The organism is Streptococcus sp. Marseille-Q8145, assembly GCF_965112035.1.
In genome coordinates, this window is record NZ_CBCOPQ010000002.1 from 295,983 (window position 1) to 312,690 (window position 16,708).

The following is a 16,708-nucleotide window of genomic DNA, read 5'->3' on the forward strand; positions in this document are numbered from 1 at the left end:
ATCCCGCCTTCTTTTTTGTATATCAGAAAATGACGATAAAAATACTTGACAAATTACGATTACAGATGTAAACTAACAAAGAGCTGGATTACAAATGTAAATGATAAGGAGGTGTTAAACAATGGAACAGCAAAATATTAGCCAAGCAGAATGGCAAGTGATGCGTGTGCTGTGGGCTTATCCACACAGTCGCAGTACAGAGATTATAGCTCGTTTGGAAGCTGATTTTTCCTGGAAGCCGGCAACCATCAAGACTCTTTTGAATCGTCTGAAGACAAAAGAATTTATCGCTATGGAAAAGATAGAGGGCAAGTTTTACTACGATGCTCGGATTTTAGAAGAGGATCATCTGGAAAGTACTTGGCAGGCGCTTTTTGACAATATCTGTAATACTAAACACGGAGATCTTTTGATTTCGATGATTGAGAGAAGTCAGTTCAGTCAAGGGGACTTGGAGCGGCTCAGCCAAGTCATTGATAAGAAAAGAGCTTCGGCTCCGCTGGAAATTAAATGCCACTGTCCGCAAGGTCAGTGTCGGTGCGGGCATGGAAAGGAGACGCATTGATGAGTGAGAAAAAAGAATACAAGCTATCAGGAATGACCTGTGCATCTTGTGCTATGACAGTGGAGATGGCGGTCAAGGACTTAGAAACGGTTGAGGATGTCAGTGTCAATCTGGCGACAGAACGTCTCAGTTTGCTTCCTAAGGCGGGATTTGACAGCCAGCAAGTGCTGGCTGCTGTAGCCGAGGCTGGTTATCAGGCAGAAGAAAAAGGAAAAGACCGACCGTCCGATGTGAGCGAAGAGGCTGCAATGAAAGCTCAGGAATTGCAAAAAAAGAAACAGCAATTACTGATTCTTTTGGTTACGGCTCTGCCCTTGCTTTATATCTCTATGGGAAGTATGATTGGTCTTCCTCTGCCTAGCTTCTTGGACCATATGAAGCATCCCTTGGTCTTCGTTCTTTCACAACTGCTTTTGACTCTGCCTGCTGTGTGGATCGGTCGTGGCTTTTATCAGAGAGGATTTCGCAATCTTATCAAGCGACATCCTAATATGGATAGTTTGATTGCGGTGGGAACCAGTGCAGCATTTCTTTATAGCCTCTACTCGGTCAGTCAGGTTCTTCTAGGTCATCATCCCTTTGTCCATCAGCTCTATTTTGAGTCTGTTGCAGTGATTATTGCCTTGGTTCTTCTAGGCAAATATCTGGAAAGTTCAGCCAAGGGGAGAACGTCTCAGGCGATTCAGTCTCTACTTGAGCTAGTGCCTAGTCAGGCGACAGTGATTCGCTATGGAGAGGCTGTGACCATTGATACAGAGGATATCCGAGTTGGAGATATTATCCGTATCAAGCCAGGAGAGCGTATGCCTGTAGACGGCCTTGTGACGGAGGGGCAGACCTTTGTGGATGAGTCCATGATGACAGGTGAAAGTGTCCCGATTGAAAAGAAAGCCGGCGACACCATTACCAGTGCAACAATCAATCAAAATGGAAGTATTGACTATCAAGCAACTAGGGTGGGTTCGGATACGACCTTAGCTCAGATTGTTAGATTGGTGGAGGAAGCACAGGGGTCTAAGGCACCGATAGCGGCTTTGGCTGATAAGATTTCGCTTTATTTTGTCCCAATCGTGCTAAGCTTGGCTACTTTATCCGCGCTTGGCTGGTATTTTCTAGCTGGTGAGAGCCTTAGCTTTTCTCTGTCAATCTTTATCGCAGTCCTGGTCATTGCCTGCCCTTGTGCGCTGGGATTAGCCACTCCGACAGCTATTATGGTTGGGACTGGTAAAGGGGCTGAAAATGGCATTCTGATTAAGTCTGGTCAAGCTTTGGAAGCGGCTTATCAGCTGGATACTATTGTTCTTGATAAGACTGGGACGATTACGGTTGGCAAGCCCAGCCTGACGGATCTGCTGCCCTTGGGTGATTTGAATCGCTCTGACTTGTTGCAGCTAATAGCCAGCGCTGAGCAGCATTCTGAGCATCCTTTGGCTCAGGCTATCTTAGAAGCTGCTGAAGAGGAGGGGCTTGACTTACTGCCTGTCAGTCATTTTGAGGCCATAGTTGGACGAGGATTGGCTGCTCAGGTTGAAGGTAAGCATCTTCTGGTCGGTAATGAGTCTCTGATGAAAGAAAAGCACATTGACAGCAGTGCCTTTCAAGAACAGTTGTTGCAGCTATCCCAGGAAGGAAAAACAGCCATGTTTGTCGCAATAGATGGACAGCTGGCTGGAATTCTAGCGGTAGCAGATGAGATGAAATCCAGCAGCCTGTCGGCTGTGCAGGAGCTCCAGTCTATGGGACTAGAAGTCATCATGTTGACAGGGGATCGTGAAGAAACTGCGAAAGCTATTGCTCAGAAAGCTGGCATCCAAAAAGTTATCGCAGGTGTATTGCCAGATGGCAAGGCCGCTGCTATCAAGGACTTGCAGGAAGCTGGCAAAAAACTAGCCATGGTCGGAGACGGTATCAATGATGCACCAGCTTTGGTTCAGGCAGATGTTGGAATTGCCATCGGATCAGGCGCTGATGTAGCTATTGAGTCGGCAGATGTGGTGCTCATGCATAGTGATTTGCAGGACGTAGTCAAGGCTATCAAGCTCAGCCAGGCGACCATCCGCAATATCAAGGAAAACCTCTTCTGGGCTTTTGCTTACAATACAATGGGCATCCCGATTGCTATGGGTCTGCTGCATCTTTTTGGCGGCCCCTTGCTCAATCCGATGTTGGCTGGTCTGGCCATGAGCTTAAGCTCAGTGTCAGTTGTGGCCAATGCTCTGCGCCTAGGACGCTTTAAACTTTAAAATGGAAGAATATACGGAGGAATAAATCTATGAAACAAACAGTTCAATTAGAAAACTTATCTTGTCAAAACTGTGTTAAACACGTTACCCAGCACTTCCTATCTATGGAGGGAGTGTCAGATGTGACAGTAGATCTGGACAAGCAGACAGCAGCAGTTATTGCGGATAGATCCTTGAGTGTAGAGGATTATCAGGCGGCTCTGGCAAAAACAATCTATAAAGTCTTAGGGGTGCAGGATAGCTGAGCCAACTTGTAAAATAGGCTGAAAAAGTCTATAATATTAGTAATCATTTATTGGATAAGGAGAAAGCCATGAAGCAGAAAATAGTCTATCCTTTGTTATGTTGCTTAGCTCTATTGACTTTGGCAGCCTGCTCTAGTAAGTCAGTTAATTCTACTCAGACAAGTTCGAGTACTACTCAGGAATCTTCTCAAGTAGCTTCTAGTCAGAGTGTTGCAGAATCGTCTTCTTCTGCCACAAGCAGTCAAAGCTCAGCAGAAGTTAGTCCAGAAAAGACGCAAGAGGAGAAAAAAGCAATGGATATTTCGGCCTTGGCCAATGGAGACTACTCCAGTGTAAAAGGAACCTGGCAGAATGCTGCTGGTCACCAGCTGGTGTTCAATGATAAAGGGTTAGTTTCTGATAGCTATGAGCTGTACGGAGCATCGTTAACGGATTATGGAACGGCTTCTGGCGGTGTATACGGCGGTGAAACTGGTGGTTTCTTGCTAGAGTTCATTCCAAAAGGTGTCAAGCTTGCGAATAAAGAAAATTTCCAAGATAGCTCAGATGCCAGCCAAGATCGTCTGTGGACGGGAGTTGGGATGAATAGCTTTGATGAACAAGGTCAATTTTATTATCGTGTTACTAACTAGTCGTGTAGGATAGAAATTTTCTATCCTATTTTTTGTTTTAAAAGAGTAGTTAGTTAAAATATGATAAAAAATTGTGCAAACGTTTGAATAAATGCTTGAAATAATAATTAAAAAAGGATATAATATTTTTATGAAAGCGCTTTGAAATTTTTAGGGGTTTCAAAGGCAACTATTTTCACATAAAGTAAAGGGGAACTTATGGTTGAGTTAAATCTGAAAAATATTTATAAGAAGTATCCAAATAGTGAGCACTATTCTGTTGAAGACTTTAATTTGGACATTAAGGACAAGGAATTTATCGTTTTCGTCGGTCCATCAGGATGCGGGAAATCCACAACGTTGCGTATGATTGCAGGTCTTGAGGATATCACAGAAGGAACAGCGTCAATTGACGGTAAAGTGGTCAATGACGTGGCACCGAAAGACCGTGATATCGCTATGGTCTTCCAGAACTATGCCCTCTATCCACACATGACAGTCTATGACAATATGGCTTTCGGATTGAAATTGCGTAAGTACAGCAAGGAGGATATTGATAAACGGGTGCAAGAAGCGGCTGAAATCCTTGGTTTGAAGGAATTCTTGGAGCGTAAACCAGCAGACCTTTCTGGTGGTCAACGTCAGCGGGTTGCCATGGGTCGTGCCATCGTGCGTGATGCAAAGGTTTTCCTAATGGACGAGCCTTTGTCAAACTTGGATGCGAAGTTGCGTGTGTCCATGCGTGCTGAGATTGCCAAAATCCACCGTCGTATCGGAGCAACCACCATCTACGTTACCCACGACCAAACAGAAGCCATGACACTGGCTGACCGCATTGTTATCATGTCAGCAACCAAGAACCCTGCTGGAACTGGAACGATTGGTCGAGTAGAGCAGATCGGTAGCCCACAAGAAGTCTACAGAAATCCAGTCAACAAGTTTGTGGCAGGCTTCATTGGTAGCCCAGCCATGAACTTTATCACTGTGACACTTGAGGGAAATCAAATTGTTGCCGATGGCTTGCGTTTGACAGTGCCAGAAGGAACACTGAAGGTGTTGCGTGAGAAGGGTTATGACGGTAAGAAATTGATCTTTGGTATTCGTCCAGAAGACATCAATACAGAACCTGCCTTCTTAGAGACCTTCCCAGACTCTGTGGTTCATGCGACTATCTCTGTCTCTGAGCTTTTGGGTTCTGAGTCTCACCTTTACTGCCAAGTTGGTGATAGCGAGTTTATCGCACGGGTAGATGCTCGTGACTACTCAGAAACAGGTGCAGGTATTGACCTTGGTTTTGACCTGAACAAGGCGCATTTCTTTGATTTCGAAACAGAGAAAACAGTTTATTAAAATATGAGTTATAAAAAAGATAGTCAGCAAGCCAAACGGAATGCATTTGGTCTGCGGACTATCTTTTCTTTATTTTGCTTTTCCGACAAGAATGGTAGCGGCAATGGTTACTTGGGTGAGGTCAGTCCAGTCGATCTGGTCTTGCTCAACGTGAAAGAGGAGTGGTGTCATCGCTAAAAGAGCGGCTCTACTTTCGGCAGTCAAGGACTGGCTGGACTCGACAGTAATATCGGAGATTATATCGAAGTGCTCTTGGAAATGCTGGATGACTTCTTGGTTAGAGTAATCCTTGTTGCTGAGCTGTCTAGCGGCTTTTTGGCGAATTTCTTGAAGATGGTGCTCGGTGGGAATGACTTTGATGAGGAGGGCATTGCTAGACATGACTCTCCGAAATTCCTGATAATTGGCTGGAGAAAAGATGTCTAAAATGATGTCCATGCTGGCATCTTGTAGCGGCAGCTTAGCCAAATCACCAACGAACCAATTGACTGCGAAAGAGCTGTCGCTCTTGGCTGCCAACTGGATGGAATCTTTTGAAATATCGAAGGCATAGAAGGTTTTTTGGGGATGGGTTTCTTGGAGTTTGCGAGAGTAGAAGCCCTCGCCGCAGCCAATATCTAAGACTGTTTTGGCAGTTTCTGAGCTAGCAAGTAAGTTCGAGACAGCTTCTAAGATAGCTTGGTAAAATCCTGCTTCTAAGATCAACTGCCGATTTTGAAAACTAGTCTTATCGTAGTCTTTGGGCTGCTTGATTTGAGGTGCTAGATTGACATAGCCAAACTTGGCCAAGTCATAAGAATGACGATGTCGGCATTTGAGGCTGTTTTCCATCAGCTGCAGCTCTTCCTTGCAGATGGGACAGGCAAAGGCAGTCGCAGTAGCAAAGCGCTGGAGTTTGGGTTTGAGGTTTGTATTCATAGTTTAAGTGTATCAAAAGAGACAAGTGAAAGCAACTTTAGGAGTAAGTAGATGGGAGATTCAGTAGAAATAAAACTAATTCTCCAATTTATAAAATGAAATTGCTTTTATATCTAAATTTCTATATAATAATGATAAGGAGGAAATAAGTATGTTAAAAGAAGTATTAACCGTTGCAAAAGTTGCGAAAAAATCTTCACTATTTTTGGGTGGTGTCGTATTTGGTACCCTTGGTTTGAAAATCTTAGCAAGTAAGGAAGCTAAAAAAGGTTATTCTAAAGCTTTGGCTAAGGCTTACAAGTTGAAAGATGAGCTAGATGCATCTGTTTCTGTTGTGAAGCAACATGGAGACGATGTTTTGCAAGATGCTAAATATTTGTATGAGCAAGAGAAAAAAGAAGAGCAATTAGATAGCCTTATAGGAGAATAATATGTCTTTTAAAGTGCTATATAGAGGATATCAACATATCCGACTATCATCTTCTTTTTCACTCACCTTGGATATTCAAGACTATCTTCATTCCTTGGCGAGAGATGAGAAGGGAATTGAGTCTATCCAGTTTTACATGGATCAACAGCGCTTTACCCTACGTATAAAAGAAGGCTTCTCTGTATTAGACAATGCAGAAGCCTTTTTAAAAAGAATTGATAAAGGGAAAGTTTCTGAGTTGATGACTCTTCCTGTTCGTAGAGAAGAGAGTGCCTATTCTATCGTTTCAGGTGCAGCGATTAAGCGTTGGTTATTTAGAAGTTTTGTCCCTTATCCTGTTCGTTATATTTGGACTTGTTATCAGGCTCTAGGCTATGTAAAAGAGGCCTATCAAACCTTAGCGAGCAAGGAACTGACCATGGAGGTCTTGGATTGTTCAGCCATTTTATTGTCCTTGTTTATGAACCAATCCAAGACAGCTAGTAATATCATGTTTATGCTTGATTTAGGGAATTGTCTGGATCAGTGGTCTTTGAAAAAAACTGCAACGGATTTAGAACAGAGTCTTCTTGCAAAAGAGAGCGATGTATTCTTAGTACAGGGCGATACGGTCGTTAGTATCAAGAGTTCCGATGTTCAAATAGGAGATGTCTTGGTCCTATCTCAAGGAAATGAAATTTTGTTTGATGGACAAGTAGTTTCAGGTTTAGGTATGGTCAACGAAAGCTCCTTGACAGGAGAGAGTTTTCCAGTTGAAAAAAGAGAGTCTGATTTGGTTTGTGCAAATACAGTATTAGAAACTGGAGAGTTACGCATTCGTGTAACCGATAATCAGATGAACAGTCGTATTTTACAGCTGATTGAGTTGATGAAGAAATCTGAAGAAAACAAGAAAACGAAACAACGCTATTTCATCAAGATGGCGGATAAGGTCGTCAAATATAATTTCTTGGGTGCTGGTCTGACTTACCTATTAACAGGTTCTTTTTCTAAGGCTATTTCTTTCTTATTGGTCGATTTCTCCTGCGCTTTGAAAATCTCTACTCCTGTAGCTTATTTAACGGCTATTAAGGAGGGTTTGAATCGTGAAATGGTGATTAAGGATGGGGATGTTCTGGAGAAATATCTGGAAGTCGATACCTTCTTATTTGATAAGACGGGGACAATCACAACTAGCTATCCTATAGTTGAAAAGGTGTTACCTTTTGGAGACTATAGTGAGGAAGATATTCTCAGAATCAGTGCCTGTCTTGAGGAACACATTTATCATCCTATTGCTAATGCCATTGTCAAACAAGCCGAGATAGAGGGAATTGAACATGAGGAAATGCATGGGAAACTCCAATATATTGCAAGCAAGGGAATTAAGTCACATATTGATGGCCAACCAGTTGTTATTGGGAATTATGTCTTGATGCAGGATGAGCAGATTCATATTAGTTTGGAACAACATGCTTTGATTGAAGAGTACAAGAATCACTACAATCTCTTATTCTTAGCCTACCAGAATGAATTGATTGGAATGTTCTGCATTCATACTCCTTTGAGAAAAGAAGCAAAAGCAGCCTTGGAGAAACTTAAGGCACAAGGGAAAAAATTGATTCTGGCAACAGGGGACACCTTGGTTAGAACAGAGGAATTAGTCAAAGATTTGCCCTTTGATCAGGTCTATACAGACTTGAAACCTGATGGGAAATTTGAGTTAGTAGAGGAACTGCAGAAAGCAGGTCATACTATTTTGATGGTTGGGGATGGGTTGAATGACTCAGCTGCTCTAACCCTATCAGATATCGGTGTGGTGATGAATGAGAGCGCAGATATTTCTAAGCAGATGAGTGATATCTTATTGTTAGATAATCGCTTGGATTTCTTCCAAGAGTTGGATTCGCTATCATCATCTTTGCAAATACTCATCAAGAAGAATATTCAAGATACCATTGTCGTAAATAGTAGTTTGATTGGCTTTGGCTTGTTTAATTGGCTCAGTCCTTCAAATCTCTCTATCTTACATAATCTAACAACCTTGCGCATTGTCTTGCGTAGTCTGTCTATTAAAAATAGATAGATGAGAGTTATTAACAGCAAAAAGGAGTTACCTTTCTCGAGGTTAACTCCTTTGTTTATAGATAAATGTTGAACAGTTTAGTAAGTCAATACAAAGTATTTTTTCTTACCGCGGCGGATAACAGTCAGTTCGTTTTCTAACTTATCTGCGTCACTCAAGATATAGTCAAGGTCTTGGATGCGGTCGCCATTTACGTAGATGGCTCCATTCTGGACATCTTCACGGGCTTGGCGTTTTGAGTTGACCACGCCAGATGACACGAGGATTTCCACGATGTTAAGATTTTCGTCGGCTTGAACTTGGTAGTTTGGCACGCCACGAAGTCCTTGTTTGAGCTCTTTAACAGAAAGGTTTTTGATGTTTCCTGCAAAGAGTTGCTCGGTAATGTTAAGGGCTTCTTTGTAGGCTTCTTCACCGTGGACAAGAGTTACCACTTCACGAGCGAGGATTTTTTGAGCCAAGCGTTCGTGTGGAGCTGCTTCAAATTGCTTACGGATGTCTTCAATCTCATCCAGTGACAAGAAAGTAAAGATCTTCAAGAAGCGAACGGCGTCAGCATCCATGACATTCATCCAGAATTGGTACATTTCGTATGGAGAAGTTTTGTCAGCATTGAGCCAAACAGCATTTCCTTCTGATTTACCAAATTTCTTACCAGTCGCATCGGTGATCAGGGGAACGGTCATAACGTGACCAGTCTTGTCGGCCTTACGACGAAGCAATTCAGTACCAGCAGTCATATTGCCCCACTGGTCAGAACCACCGATTTGCAGGGTAACATTGTGGTCTTGGTTAAGGACAAAGAAGTCGTAACCTTGCATGATTTGGTAGGCAAACTCAGTGTAAGAAATCCCTGTTTCAATCCGTTTTTTTACGGATTCCTTGCTCATCATGTAGTTGACAGTGAAGTATTTACCAACATCACGGAGGAAGTCAATGAAGCTGATGCTGCCAAACCAATCGTAGTTGTTGACCATGACAGCTTTGTTTTCGCCGTTTTCAAAGTCAAGAAAGCGTGACAGTTGGCCTTGGATAGACTGGACCCAGCCATCAACGGTTTCTTTGGTTTGCAGGCTACGCTCCGCATCTTTAAAGGATGGGTCACCAATCAAACCTGTTGCACCACCGACGAGGGCGTAAGGTTTGTGACCAGCTAACTGTAAGCGGCGGCTAGTCAAAATAGCCACCAAGTGACCTAAGTGCAGACTGTCTGCTGTTGGATCGTATCCGCTATAATAAGAGACTTGCCCTTCTTCTAAGGCTTTACGCAAAGCTTCTTCATCAGTTGTTTGAAAAATCAAACCACGCTCTTTTAGCTCATCAAAAATGTGCATAGTTGTCTCTCCTTTTCTAAGATAGCAAAGACAGTTGCCCTTGCTCAAATATTTTTTTGTCTTATCTTTCTATTGTATCACAAACGCGACAAATAGCAATGAGTAGCCAGAAAATAATTCCTGTAAAAGCGCTAGAATTAGCTCTTTCTTGATATAATCTGCTGATGTTTGCTATAATAGTCGAGAAGGAGAATCTATGTTGAAACCATTTATAAAAAAGTTAAAACAGTTTGGTAAGGGGGAGCCCTCACCTGCTAAGACGTCTAAGCCAAAAGGAGAGACATGGTCGGTACTTGATATTGTTTCCGTTATTTTTCGAACAGTAAAACTACTCTTAAATGTCGCTTTTGTATTTATCTTTTTTGGAATAGTATTGGGGGCTGGACTCGGATTGGGCTATGCCGCCAGCCTTTTTAGTGATGTCTCCGTGCCGAAGCAGGAGGAGCTGGTAAGTCAGGTCAATAAGATTTCTGGGATTTCGAAGCTGACCTATGCTAACGGAGAGTTGATTTCTGAAATCGATAATGATTTGTTGCGGATCCCAGTTGCCAGCGATGCGATTTCGGATAATGTCAAAAATGCTATCATTGCTACGGAAGATGAGAACTTTGAAACTCACAATGGTGTTGTGCCCAAGGCGGTTCTACGGGCAACCTTGGGTTCAGTAGTTGGAGTTGGTTCATCCAGCGGGGGCTCGACCTTAACTCAGCAGTTGATCAAGCAACAGGTCGTGGGAGATGCTCCGACTTTCAAGCGGAAGGCAGTAGAGATTGTTGATGCCTTGGCTTTGGAACGCTATATGTCTAAGGATGACATTCTGACTACTTATTTGAATGTGGCACCTTTTGGTCGGAATAACAAAGGACAAAATATTGCTGGAGTGGAAGAAGCAGCTCAAGGGATTTTTGGTGTATCAGCCAAGGATTTGACTATTCCACAGGCTGCGTTTATTGCTGGATTGCCTCAGAGTCCGATTGTCTATTCGCCCTATGCCTCTGATGGCAGTATGAAGAGTCCAGATGATATGGCTTTAGGTCTAGAGCGGGCTCGGAATGTTTTGTATAATATGTACCGTACAGGTCGACTGAGTGAGGCAGACTATCAGCAGTACAAAGACTATGATCTGACGCAAGATTTTAAGCCGACTGAGAGCCTTCAAAAGAGCTCGCATAGTTACCTCTACCATACAGCTTTTTCAGAAGCGCAGACGGCCATGTATCAGTATTTGACTCAGCGGGACAATGTATCTCAGCAAGAATTAAAAAATAATGCAACGGTTGAAGCTTATCAAGAGTTGGCTCGAAAAGAGCTGAGCGAGGGTGGTTATACGGTCACAACAACCATCAATCATTCTATTCATCAGGCGATGCAGAATGCAGTTGCCAACTACGGTGGTCTCTTGGATGATGGGACAGGAATGATCGAGGTTGGAAATGTCCTTCAGGATAATAAAACAGGAGCCATTATTGGTTTTGTCGGTGGTAGAGACTATAGCTCTAATCAAAACAACCATGCTTTTGATACGGAAAGATCTCCTGGTTCGACTATCAAGCCGATTTTGGCTTATGGGATCGCCATTGACCAAGGGCTGATGGGAAGCGCAAGTGTCCTTTCTAATTATCCGACGAACTTCTCTAGCGGTGAGCCGATTATGCACGTGGATAGTCGCGGGACAGGCATGATGGATCTGCAGGAAGCCCTCAATACTTCTTGGAATATTCCAGCTTATTGGACCTATCGTTCACTTCGCGAGAAGGGTGTGAATGTCCGAGGCTATATGGAAAAAATGGGCTATCATATTGACAACTACGATATTGAAAGTCTACCAATGGGTGGGGGAATCGAGGTTTCGGTTGCCCAGCACACCAACGGTTTCCAGACCTTGGCTAATAACGGTTCTTATCAAGAAAAGTATATGATTGAAAAGATCACAGCTCCAGACGGCAAGGTAGTTTATGAACATAAGGCCAAACCAGTTCAGGTTTACTCACCTGCTACTGCGACGATTATGCAGAACCTGATGCGAGGCGTGCTCAACTCTGGCGCAACTACGACCTTTAAATCAAGAATTAGTCAAGTCAATGGCACCTTGGCAGGTGCAGACTGGATTGGTAAGACAGGTACAACCAACAGCAATGGTGATATGTGGCTCATGCTTTCCACTCCTAGGATGACCCTTGGAGGCTGGATTGGTCATGATGACAATACCTCTATGGCTGCCTTGACAGGCTACAATAATAATGCGGCCTATATGGCTTATCTGGTCAATGCCATTTATGAAGCGGATCCAGAGGCCTGGGGAATCGGAGAGAAGTTCAAGCTTGATTCGAGCGTTATCAAGTCTGATGTTCTCAAGTCTACTGGAGAAAGACCAGGAACCGTCACAATCAATGGCCGTTCCATCAATCTAAACGGTCCGACCGTTCCTAGCTACTGGGCTAAGAATGGCGCGCCAACGACGAGCTACCGCTTCGGCATTGGTGCATCAGATGCGGATTATCAGAGAGCTTGGGGAGCTATCTTGGGTGGTACCACTGGCAACACCAATCGTAATAGCCAATGAGAAATTGCCTAACAATTAGAACGAAAGGTAGGGAATACTAGATGTCAGGGAAGATTTCTTCAGATACTATCGCAGCAAGTTCCGCAATTAGTGAATTAGTAGGAGTGGATACTTCAGCCTTCAGGAACAATCAAGTTGAATTTGGTTATACAAGTGATATTGCTGGAATGGAAGCTGGTCGTCAAGCTTGCAATCAAATGTTGCAGGCTGTCAGTGACTTCAGTTCGGCCGTCCTAACTCAGGCTAATAAATTTCCAGAAATTGCTGCAAAAATTGAAAAACGCGATATAGAGCAGGCACAGCGTTGGAGCAACTGATGATAAAAGATAAAAATCAAGAAAAACGTGAACAATTATATAAGCAAATCATCCAGCTTGAGAATCAAGAAGAAGATCTTTTAGTTATCAAAAAACGTTACGAAGAGAAGGTAATGGATTTTCGTGCAGATATCTGGACGATAAATGCCCAAATAGAAAACTTGATAGATCCCGTATCAGAGACAAGTCATACCAATCGTAAAATATGGGAAGAAAACCAAGCCTTGCAACAAACAATTGACAGCTACGTAGAGCAAGAGTTGGACAATGTTTCCAAACAAACAAGGAAAGTTCGGCAAAAATTAGATGAAAATCGAGAAAGATTGACGAAAGAAAGGAACTCTTTACCATGGGAGTAAAATACAGTGCATCGGAGTCCTCACAGCTGATGGAGGCTATGGCTAATAATATTCAAGTGGCCAATGAGGTGACAGACCGATTGTCTCAGGGGTGTGACCACCTAATAGCTGCCCTAGACTCTGGAGAACTCATGGGAGCAGCCTATACAGCAGGTAAGGGCCTTTTTTCAGAGATTATCATTCCTGCCATTAAGAAGCTACAGGCTGCAGTGGACGACATTCAAACGGAGTTAAATTCATATAGGGTTGCCAATGCTCAGGTATCAGAGTATGGCAACCTTGATCTGGATCAGCTGAAGAAGACAAAAGAATTGAGAGAGAAACAGCTAGCCTCTATCAAAAAGGCTATTGAAGCTAAGGAATCATTCTTAGAGCGGGTGAAGTCTATTGCTACATTTAATATCGTTTCTCACATGGAATCTCTGGTGATTCTTTCTAGTGCAGAGTCGCAAATTGAATCACAAATTAAAGAATTGGAAGAGAAGATTGAAAAGCTGGAGTTCTTTGTCGCTCAAGTCTCCCAATATTTCAGCGATAGTCTAGAAGTCCTCCGTCTGGCTATCCAAGGAGCCAGCCAGCTAAGCCAAGTCCTAGTTGATAGTGATGGAAACTACTCAGTTGATGGTGTAGATATGAGCTGGGTCAAGAAGATGAAAGAGCAGAAGATTGAGAGCATAAAATATGATTCTTCTAAGAAAACCAAAGACTTGCATAAAGAGTATCAAAGTATTTTAGACAAGTTGGAAAAGGGAAAAGAGCTGAGTGATAAGGAATTTGAAATCCTAGAATCTTATGCTAGACGTTATCCGAAAGTTCAGTTACCAGAAATTGTCACCAACAAGCTGAAGACAGAAGCTGCTAATAGAGCTAATCCAGAGAAACTACAGGAAAAGGTTGAGAAAATCAAAAAGAGTGATAAAATTTCTACCGAAAAAGCAGACCTAATCGTTAAAGCTTATGAAGATTATCTGTTTTATAATAATAGAGAAGCGTTTGAGGAGTATTGGAAGAAGAGAAAAAAGATGGGTGATGATTGGGGAAAAGAAGATCCAATAATCCAGGATAAGATGAATGATATAGAAAAAGAATTTTACAAATCGTTAACATCAAAAATTAATATAAAAGTAGTAACGCAAAATATGGGAAACGATGTATTAGATGTTAAAAATTTAGAGGATGTAAAAAAGGGTGAATTAATTCAGAGAGGTAGAAGTATATGGAAAAGCCCTGGTGATAATGGAAGAATTGATAGTTCGATTGCTATAGGAAATAAGATTGGAGATAATGGAACATTTATAGATTTAGTTAATTCTAATAAACCCCTAGACCTAAAAAATCGAGTTTATAGAGAAGATTACCCTTTTTCAATTTGGGGTCGACAATGGGAAGAAGGAATGGAGTCTGATTACCTTGGAAATTATCTTTTTGGCTATGTTGGTAAAGGTTATTTAGAATCTAGTGATGAGTACTTGAAAATAGGAGCCGGAGCAGCTCAAGGGCTGTCTGATAAAGATGCTATAAAATATATAAACAATGTTATCAATGGAAATTATGGAGATAATCCAGGAGATGCTAAGATGATTCAAGACGGAATTAACGACTATAAGGAGAGTTACAAATGAGCATGACGAAAAAATCGAATTGGAATTTAGGTTGTAGTTTAGTACTTGTTGTAGTCCTAGCAGCTAGTTTTCTATTTTATCTATGGGCACAAAATCTTGGTAAGTATACTCTGCAACCAGGAGAGTCGGCTAACTTTACAGTAAATCCTCGGACACATGATGTAGAATACTACTCAGAATTAATCTTGAAAAAAAATGATACTAATAAGCTTAAATTATCAGGTAAAAAAGTTTGGTTTGAGATGCATGGCGATATTTTTTATGATGTTGAAGGGCAAAAACTTGTTCGAAGCCATCATTCAGAAGATGTTGATGAAGAGTTACCCAACAATCAAAAAGGTATTCATTTAGTAAAAGATGGGATTGTTGTAAATTATCAGGGAGAAAAAGTTTTTGATGTCACGAATAACAAACCTTACACCATCACCATCACCAATGTAGATGATAAACCGGTTCGGTTTGAAGCTCAGGTGGCAGACAAGTAAGATAAAATATTAGCAACAACTTAGAATTAGCAATCAAGTAACAGACCGACTGCCTAAAGAGCGTGACTATTAAATGGCTACTCTAGCCTCTGTCAAAAAGGCTATTGAGGCTAAAGAATCATTCTTAGAGCGCATGAAGTCTATTGCTACATTTAATATCGTTTCTCACATTGAGTCTCTGGTGATTCTTTCTAGTGCAAAGTCGCAAATTGAATCACAAATTAAAGAGAATGAAGAAATTAGAAGAAACTTATAAATTATACGTTTCTTCTCATTCTAGTGAACAATCATCAACTTTCGAAAATTTCATGAATGCTATCCAACATTTCCAAAAGGATTTAGACAAATCCAATCCCTCTATCGGAGAGTAAAATGTTAAAAAAAATGAAAAACTATTTTAAAAACAAACCTACTCAAGCTTTCTTGATGCTCATTGTGCTTGTTTGGTCTTTATATGAGATTGGTGCGACTAGTTTAGCTAGCAACTCGGCCTTGACCAAGGAATTCATGCATAGTCGGTATGTTATGGTTTGGTCAATAGTAGATAGAAAGGCAAATCTATATCACTATGCGGAAGAATGGACTAGTAACATTTTGGATGGCATTATGCATCTAGACTATGAAAATATAAAAATGACCTGTTACCCTAGTAAATATGATGATCAGGTTTCCGCTGAATACAATCAGATTCCTAATAAGGAAAATTATGCGATTTCATTTCCTTTAGACGGGTCGTTGTCCAAATCAAATTTTTCGACATTAGACACTAGATACTATCTAATATCAAAGAATGCAGCTATTGTGGAGCAAAAGACAGGTAAGACTATTGAGGAATTAACCCATGAGATAGGGTATGCAAGGGAGGACTTCTTGTCTGCTCTTGGTAAGATGAAAATCCTTCGTTTGTTCTATTTGCTTCTTCGTATGATAGTACTGTTGCTATGTATCAAGTGGTCTGGTCAGCGGAGAAAACAGAAAGAAAACGAAATCTTACAGAATGGATAGAGTCTTGAAACGATACGGAATCTATAAGGAAAATAAAGAATGATAACTTCAGTAATTTTTATTGCTTCTCTATTGTTACTTTTGCTTTATTTTAAAAGCAGGCGTTCAAGAATTGCCATTGGATTGTTCTATGGTTTGTTTACAGCATGGTATGTTTATGCGGTTTTAAATTACAGTAAATACACTCTGCAACCAGGTCAAAGTGTTAAATTGAAAGTTTTTTCTAAAACAGAGCAGCTGGAGTATCATTCGGAATTGATTTTAGAAAAAAAAGATGACGCTAAATTAAAATTATCGGGCCGAAAAGGCTGGGGGATGAAAGGAAGTAATACGGTTTATAATGTTGAGAAGCAGTCAATAACTGATATTATTATTTCTAAAGATGGAACAGAGCGCAAAGACTTACCGAATGATAAGAGTAAAAGTATCTATTTAGAGAGTGATGGAATAGTGGTTCAAGGGGAAATAAAGGAAATATTTGGGGTGACGGAAGAAACCTCCTACACCATCACCATCACCAATGTAGACAATAAACCGGCCAAATTTGAGGCTCAAGTGGTGGATAGGTAAGGTAGAGCGCTGGCAACAACTTAGAA

Annotated in this window: 17 protein-coding genes; 15 read left to right on the forward strand and 2 right to left on the reverse strand. The window is 41.5% G+C overall.

The annotated features are described in order from the left end of the window. Window positions 1–121: 121 nt before the first annotated feature. From ACWPVL_RS04930 to ACWPVL_RS04950, 5 genes are all read left to right on the forward strand, one after another. Complete coding sequence (locus ACWPVL_RS04930; RefSeq protein ID WP_414295858.1) at window positions 122–565, forward strand: CopY/TcrY family copper transport repressor; 444 nt, start codon at window positions 122–124, stop codon at window positions 563–565. Beyond that, window positions 565–2,808: a heavy metal translocating P-type ATPase gene (locus ACWPVL_RS04935; protein ID WP_454387278.1), complete on the forward strand. Its 2,244-nt coding sequence runs from the start codon at window positions 565–567 to the stop codon at window positions 2,806–2,808. The genes ACWPVL_RS04930 and ACWPVL_RS04935 overlap by 1 nt, the downstream gene beginning before the upstream one ends. A gap of 29 nt (window positions 2,809–2,837) precedes the next feature. Then, window positions 2,838–3,053: a heavy-metal-associated domain-containing protein gene (locus tag ACWPVL_RS04940; protein WP_454387280.1), complete on the forward strand. Its 216-nt coding sequence runs from the start codon at window positions 2,838–2,840 to the stop codon at window positions 3,051–3,053. 68 nt (window positions 3,054–3,121) lie between these two features. Beyond that, window positions 3,122–3,685, forward strand: a complete 564-nt coding sequence (locus ACWPVL_RS04945) for a DUF6287 domain-containing protein (RefSeq protein ID WP_045498187.1) — start codon at window positions 3,122–3,124, stop codon at window positions 3,683–3,685. A 198-nt stretch (window positions 3,686–3,883) separates the two neighbouring features. Continuing rightward, entirely contained in the window at window positions 3,884–5,014 is a 1,131-nt protein-coding gene (locus ACWPVL_RS04950) for an ABC transporter ATP-binding protein (RefSeq protein WP_239192927.1), read from the forward strand. Window positions 5,015–5,083: 69 nt separating this feature from the next. Here the strand turns inward: ACWPVL_RS04950 and ACWPVL_RS04955 are convergent, their stop codons facing one another. Beyond that, a complete protein-coding gene (locus ACWPVL_RS04955) occupies window positions 5,084–5,932 on the reverse strand; it encodes a methyltransferase domain-containing protein (RefSeq protein ID WP_371609881.1) in 849 nt (282 codons plus the stop codon). A 151-nt stretch (window positions 5,933–6,083) separates the two neighbouring features. Between ACWPVL_RS04955 and ACWPVL_RS04960 the strand changes: the two genes are divergently transcribed. Next, a complete protein-coding gene (locus ACWPVL_RS04960; protein ID WP_371609880.1) occupies window positions 6,084–6,362 on the forward strand; it encodes a DUF6110 family protein in 279 nt (92 codons plus the stop codon). Window position 6,363: 1 nt separating this feature from the next. After that, complete coding sequence (locus ACWPVL_RS04965) at window positions 6,364–8,427, forward strand: heavy metal translocating P-type ATPase (RefSeq protein ID WP_371609879.1); 2,064 nt, start codon at window positions 6,364–6,366, stop codon at window positions 8,425–8,427. 77 nt (window positions 8,428–8,504) lie between these two features. Here the strand turns inward: ACWPVL_RS04965 and tyrS are convergent, their stop codons facing one another. Beyond that, window positions 8,505–9,761 (reverse strand): tyrosine--tRNA ligase, encoded by a 1,257-nt coding sequence (gene tyrS / locus ACWPVL_RS04970; protein ID WP_454387284.1) that lies wholly within the window; start codon window positions 9,759–9,761, stop codon window positions 8,505–8,507. Window positions 9,762–9,957: 196 nt separating this feature from the next. Here tyrS and pbp1b point away from each other — a divergent pair, with 196 nt between their 5' ends. The 8 genes from pbp1b to ACWPVL_RS05010 all read left to right on the forward strand — a co-directional run bounded on the left by pbp1b (window position 9,958) and on the right by ACWPVL_RS05010 (window position 16,682). Further along, window positions 9,958–12,324 carry a penicillin-binding protein PBP1B gene (pbp1b, locus tag ACWPVL_RS04975; RefSeq protein WP_454387286.1) on the forward strand — a complete coding sequence of 789 codons (2,367 nt, stop codon included), beginning with the start codon at window positions 9,958–9,960 and terminating at the stop codon, window positions 12,322–12,324. A gap of 41 nt (window positions 12,325–12,365) precedes the next feature. Beyond that, the gene (locus ACWPVL_RS04980; protein WP_125388026.1) at window positions 12,366–12,641 is read left to right on the forward strand and encodes a TIGR04197 family type VII secretion effector; all 276 of its coding nucleotides are present in this window, start codon (window positions 12,366–12,368) and stop codon (window positions 12,639–12,641) included. Continuing rightward, window positions 12,641–13,000 carry a hypothetical protein gene (locus ACWPVL_RS04985; RefSeq protein ID WP_297664730.1) on the forward strand — a complete coding sequence of 120 codons (360 nt, stop codon included), beginning with the start codon at window positions 12,641–12,643 and terminating at the stop codon, window positions 12,998–13,000. The genes ACWPVL_RS04980 and ACWPVL_RS04985 overlap by 1 nt, the downstream gene beginning before the upstream one ends. After that, window positions 12,991–14,622, forward strand: coding sequence for a polymorphic toxin type 44 domain-containing protein (locus ACWPVL_RS04990; RefSeq protein ID WP_454387288.1), 1,632 nt, complete (start codon window positions 12,991–12,993; stop codon window positions 14,620–14,622). The genes ACWPVL_RS04985 and ACWPVL_RS04990 overlap by 10 nt, the downstream gene beginning before the upstream one ends. Then, window positions 14,619–15,107 (forward strand): hypothetical protein, encoded by a 489-nt coding sequence (locus ACWPVL_RS04995; RefSeq protein WP_454387290.1) that lies wholly within the window; start codon window positions 14,619–14,621, stop codon window positions 15,105–15,107. The genes ACWPVL_RS04990 and ACWPVL_RS04995 overlap by 4 nt, the downstream gene beginning before the upstream one ends. Before the next feature lie 73 nt (window positions 15,108–15,180). Further along, window positions 15,181–15,363: a hypothetical protein gene (locus ACWPVL_RS05000; RefSeq protein WP_454387292.1), complete on the forward strand. Its 183-nt coding sequence runs from the start codon at window positions 15,181–15,183 to the stop codon at window positions 15,361–15,363. Between the two features lie 116 nt (window positions 15,364–15,479). Next, window positions 15,480–16,112, forward strand: coding sequence for a hypothetical protein (locus tag ACWPVL_RS05005; protein ID WP_454387294.1), 633 nt, complete (start codon window positions 15,480–15,482; stop codon window positions 16,110–16,112). 39 nt (window positions 16,113–16,151) lie between these two features. Continuing rightward, window positions 16,152–16,682 carry a hypothetical protein gene (locus ACWPVL_RS05010; protein ID WP_454387296.1) on the forward strand — a complete coding sequence of 177 codons (531 nt, stop codon included), beginning with the start codon at window positions 16,152–16,154 and terminating at the stop codon, window positions 16,680–16,682. The last annotated feature ends 26 nt before the right edge of the window (window positions 16,683–16,708 follow it).

Coding starts and splice junctions, on each gene's coding strand:
- ACWPVL_RS04960 (WP_371609880.1), top strand. CDS start 6,084: ATGTTAAAAGAAGTATTAACCGTTGCAAAAGTTGCGAAAAAATCTTCA.
- ACWPVL_RS04955 (WP_371609881.1), bottom strand. CDS start 5,932: ATGAATACAAACCTCAAACCCAAACTCCAGCGCTTTGCTACTGCGACT.
- ACWPVL_RS04935 (WP_454387278.1), top strand. CDS start 565: ATGAGTGAGAAAAAAGAATACAAGCTATCAGGAATGACCTGTGCATCT.
- ACWPVL_RS04945 (WP_045498187.1), top strand. CDS start 3,122: ATGAAGCAGAAAATAGTCTATCCTTTGTTATGTTGCTTAGCTCTATTG.
- ACWPVL_RS05000 (WP_454387292.1), top strand. CDS start 15,181: ATGGCTACTCTAGCCTCTGTCAAAAAGGCTATTGAGGCTAAAGAATCA.
- ACWPVL_RS04930 (WP_414295858.1), top strand. CDS start 122: ATGGAACAGCAAAATATTAGCCAAGCAGAATGGCAAGTGATGCGTGTG.
- ACWPVL_RS04965 (WP_371609879.1), top strand. CDS start 6,364: ATGTCTTTTAAAGTGCTATATAGAGGATATCAACATATCCGACTATCA.
- ACWPVL_RS04995 (WP_454387290.1), top strand. CDS start 14,619: ATGAGCATGACGAAAAAATCGAATTGGAATTTAGGTTGTAGTTTAGTA.
- ACWPVL_RS04940 (WP_454387280.1), top strand. CDS start 2,838: ATGAAACAAACAGTTCAATTAGAAAACTTATCTTGTCAAAACTGTGTT.
- ACWPVL_RS04990 (WP_454387288.1), top strand. CDS start 12,991: ATGGGAGTAAAATACAGTGCATCGGAGTCCTCACAGCTGATGGAGGCT.
- pbp1b (WP_454387286.1), top strand. CDS start 9,958: ATGTTGAAACCATTTATAAAAAAGTTAAAACAGTTTGGTAAGGGGGAG.
- ACWPVL_RS05010 (WP_454387296.1), top strand. CDS start 16,152: ATGATAACTTCAGTAATTTTTATTGCTTCTCTATTGTTACTTTTGCTT.
- ACWPVL_RS04985 (WP_297664730.1), top strand. CDS start 12,641: ATGATAAAAGATAAAAATCAAGAAAAACGTGAACAATTATATAAGCAA.
- ACWPVL_RS04980 (WP_125388026.1), top strand. CDS start 12,366: ATGTCAGGGAAGATTTCTTCAGATACTATCGCAGCAAGTTCCGCAATT.
- ACWPVL_RS05005 (WP_454387294.1), top strand. CDS start 15,480: ATGTTAAAAAAAATGAAAAACTATTTTAAAAACAAACCTACTCAAGCT.
- ACWPVL_RS04950 (WP_239192927.1), top strand. CDS start 3,884: ATGGTTGAGTTAAATCTGAAAAATATTTATAAGAAGTATCCAAATAGT.
- tyrS (WP_454387284.1), bottom strand. CDS start 9,761: ATGCACATTTTTGATGAGCTAAAAGAGCGTGGTTTGATTTTTCAAACA.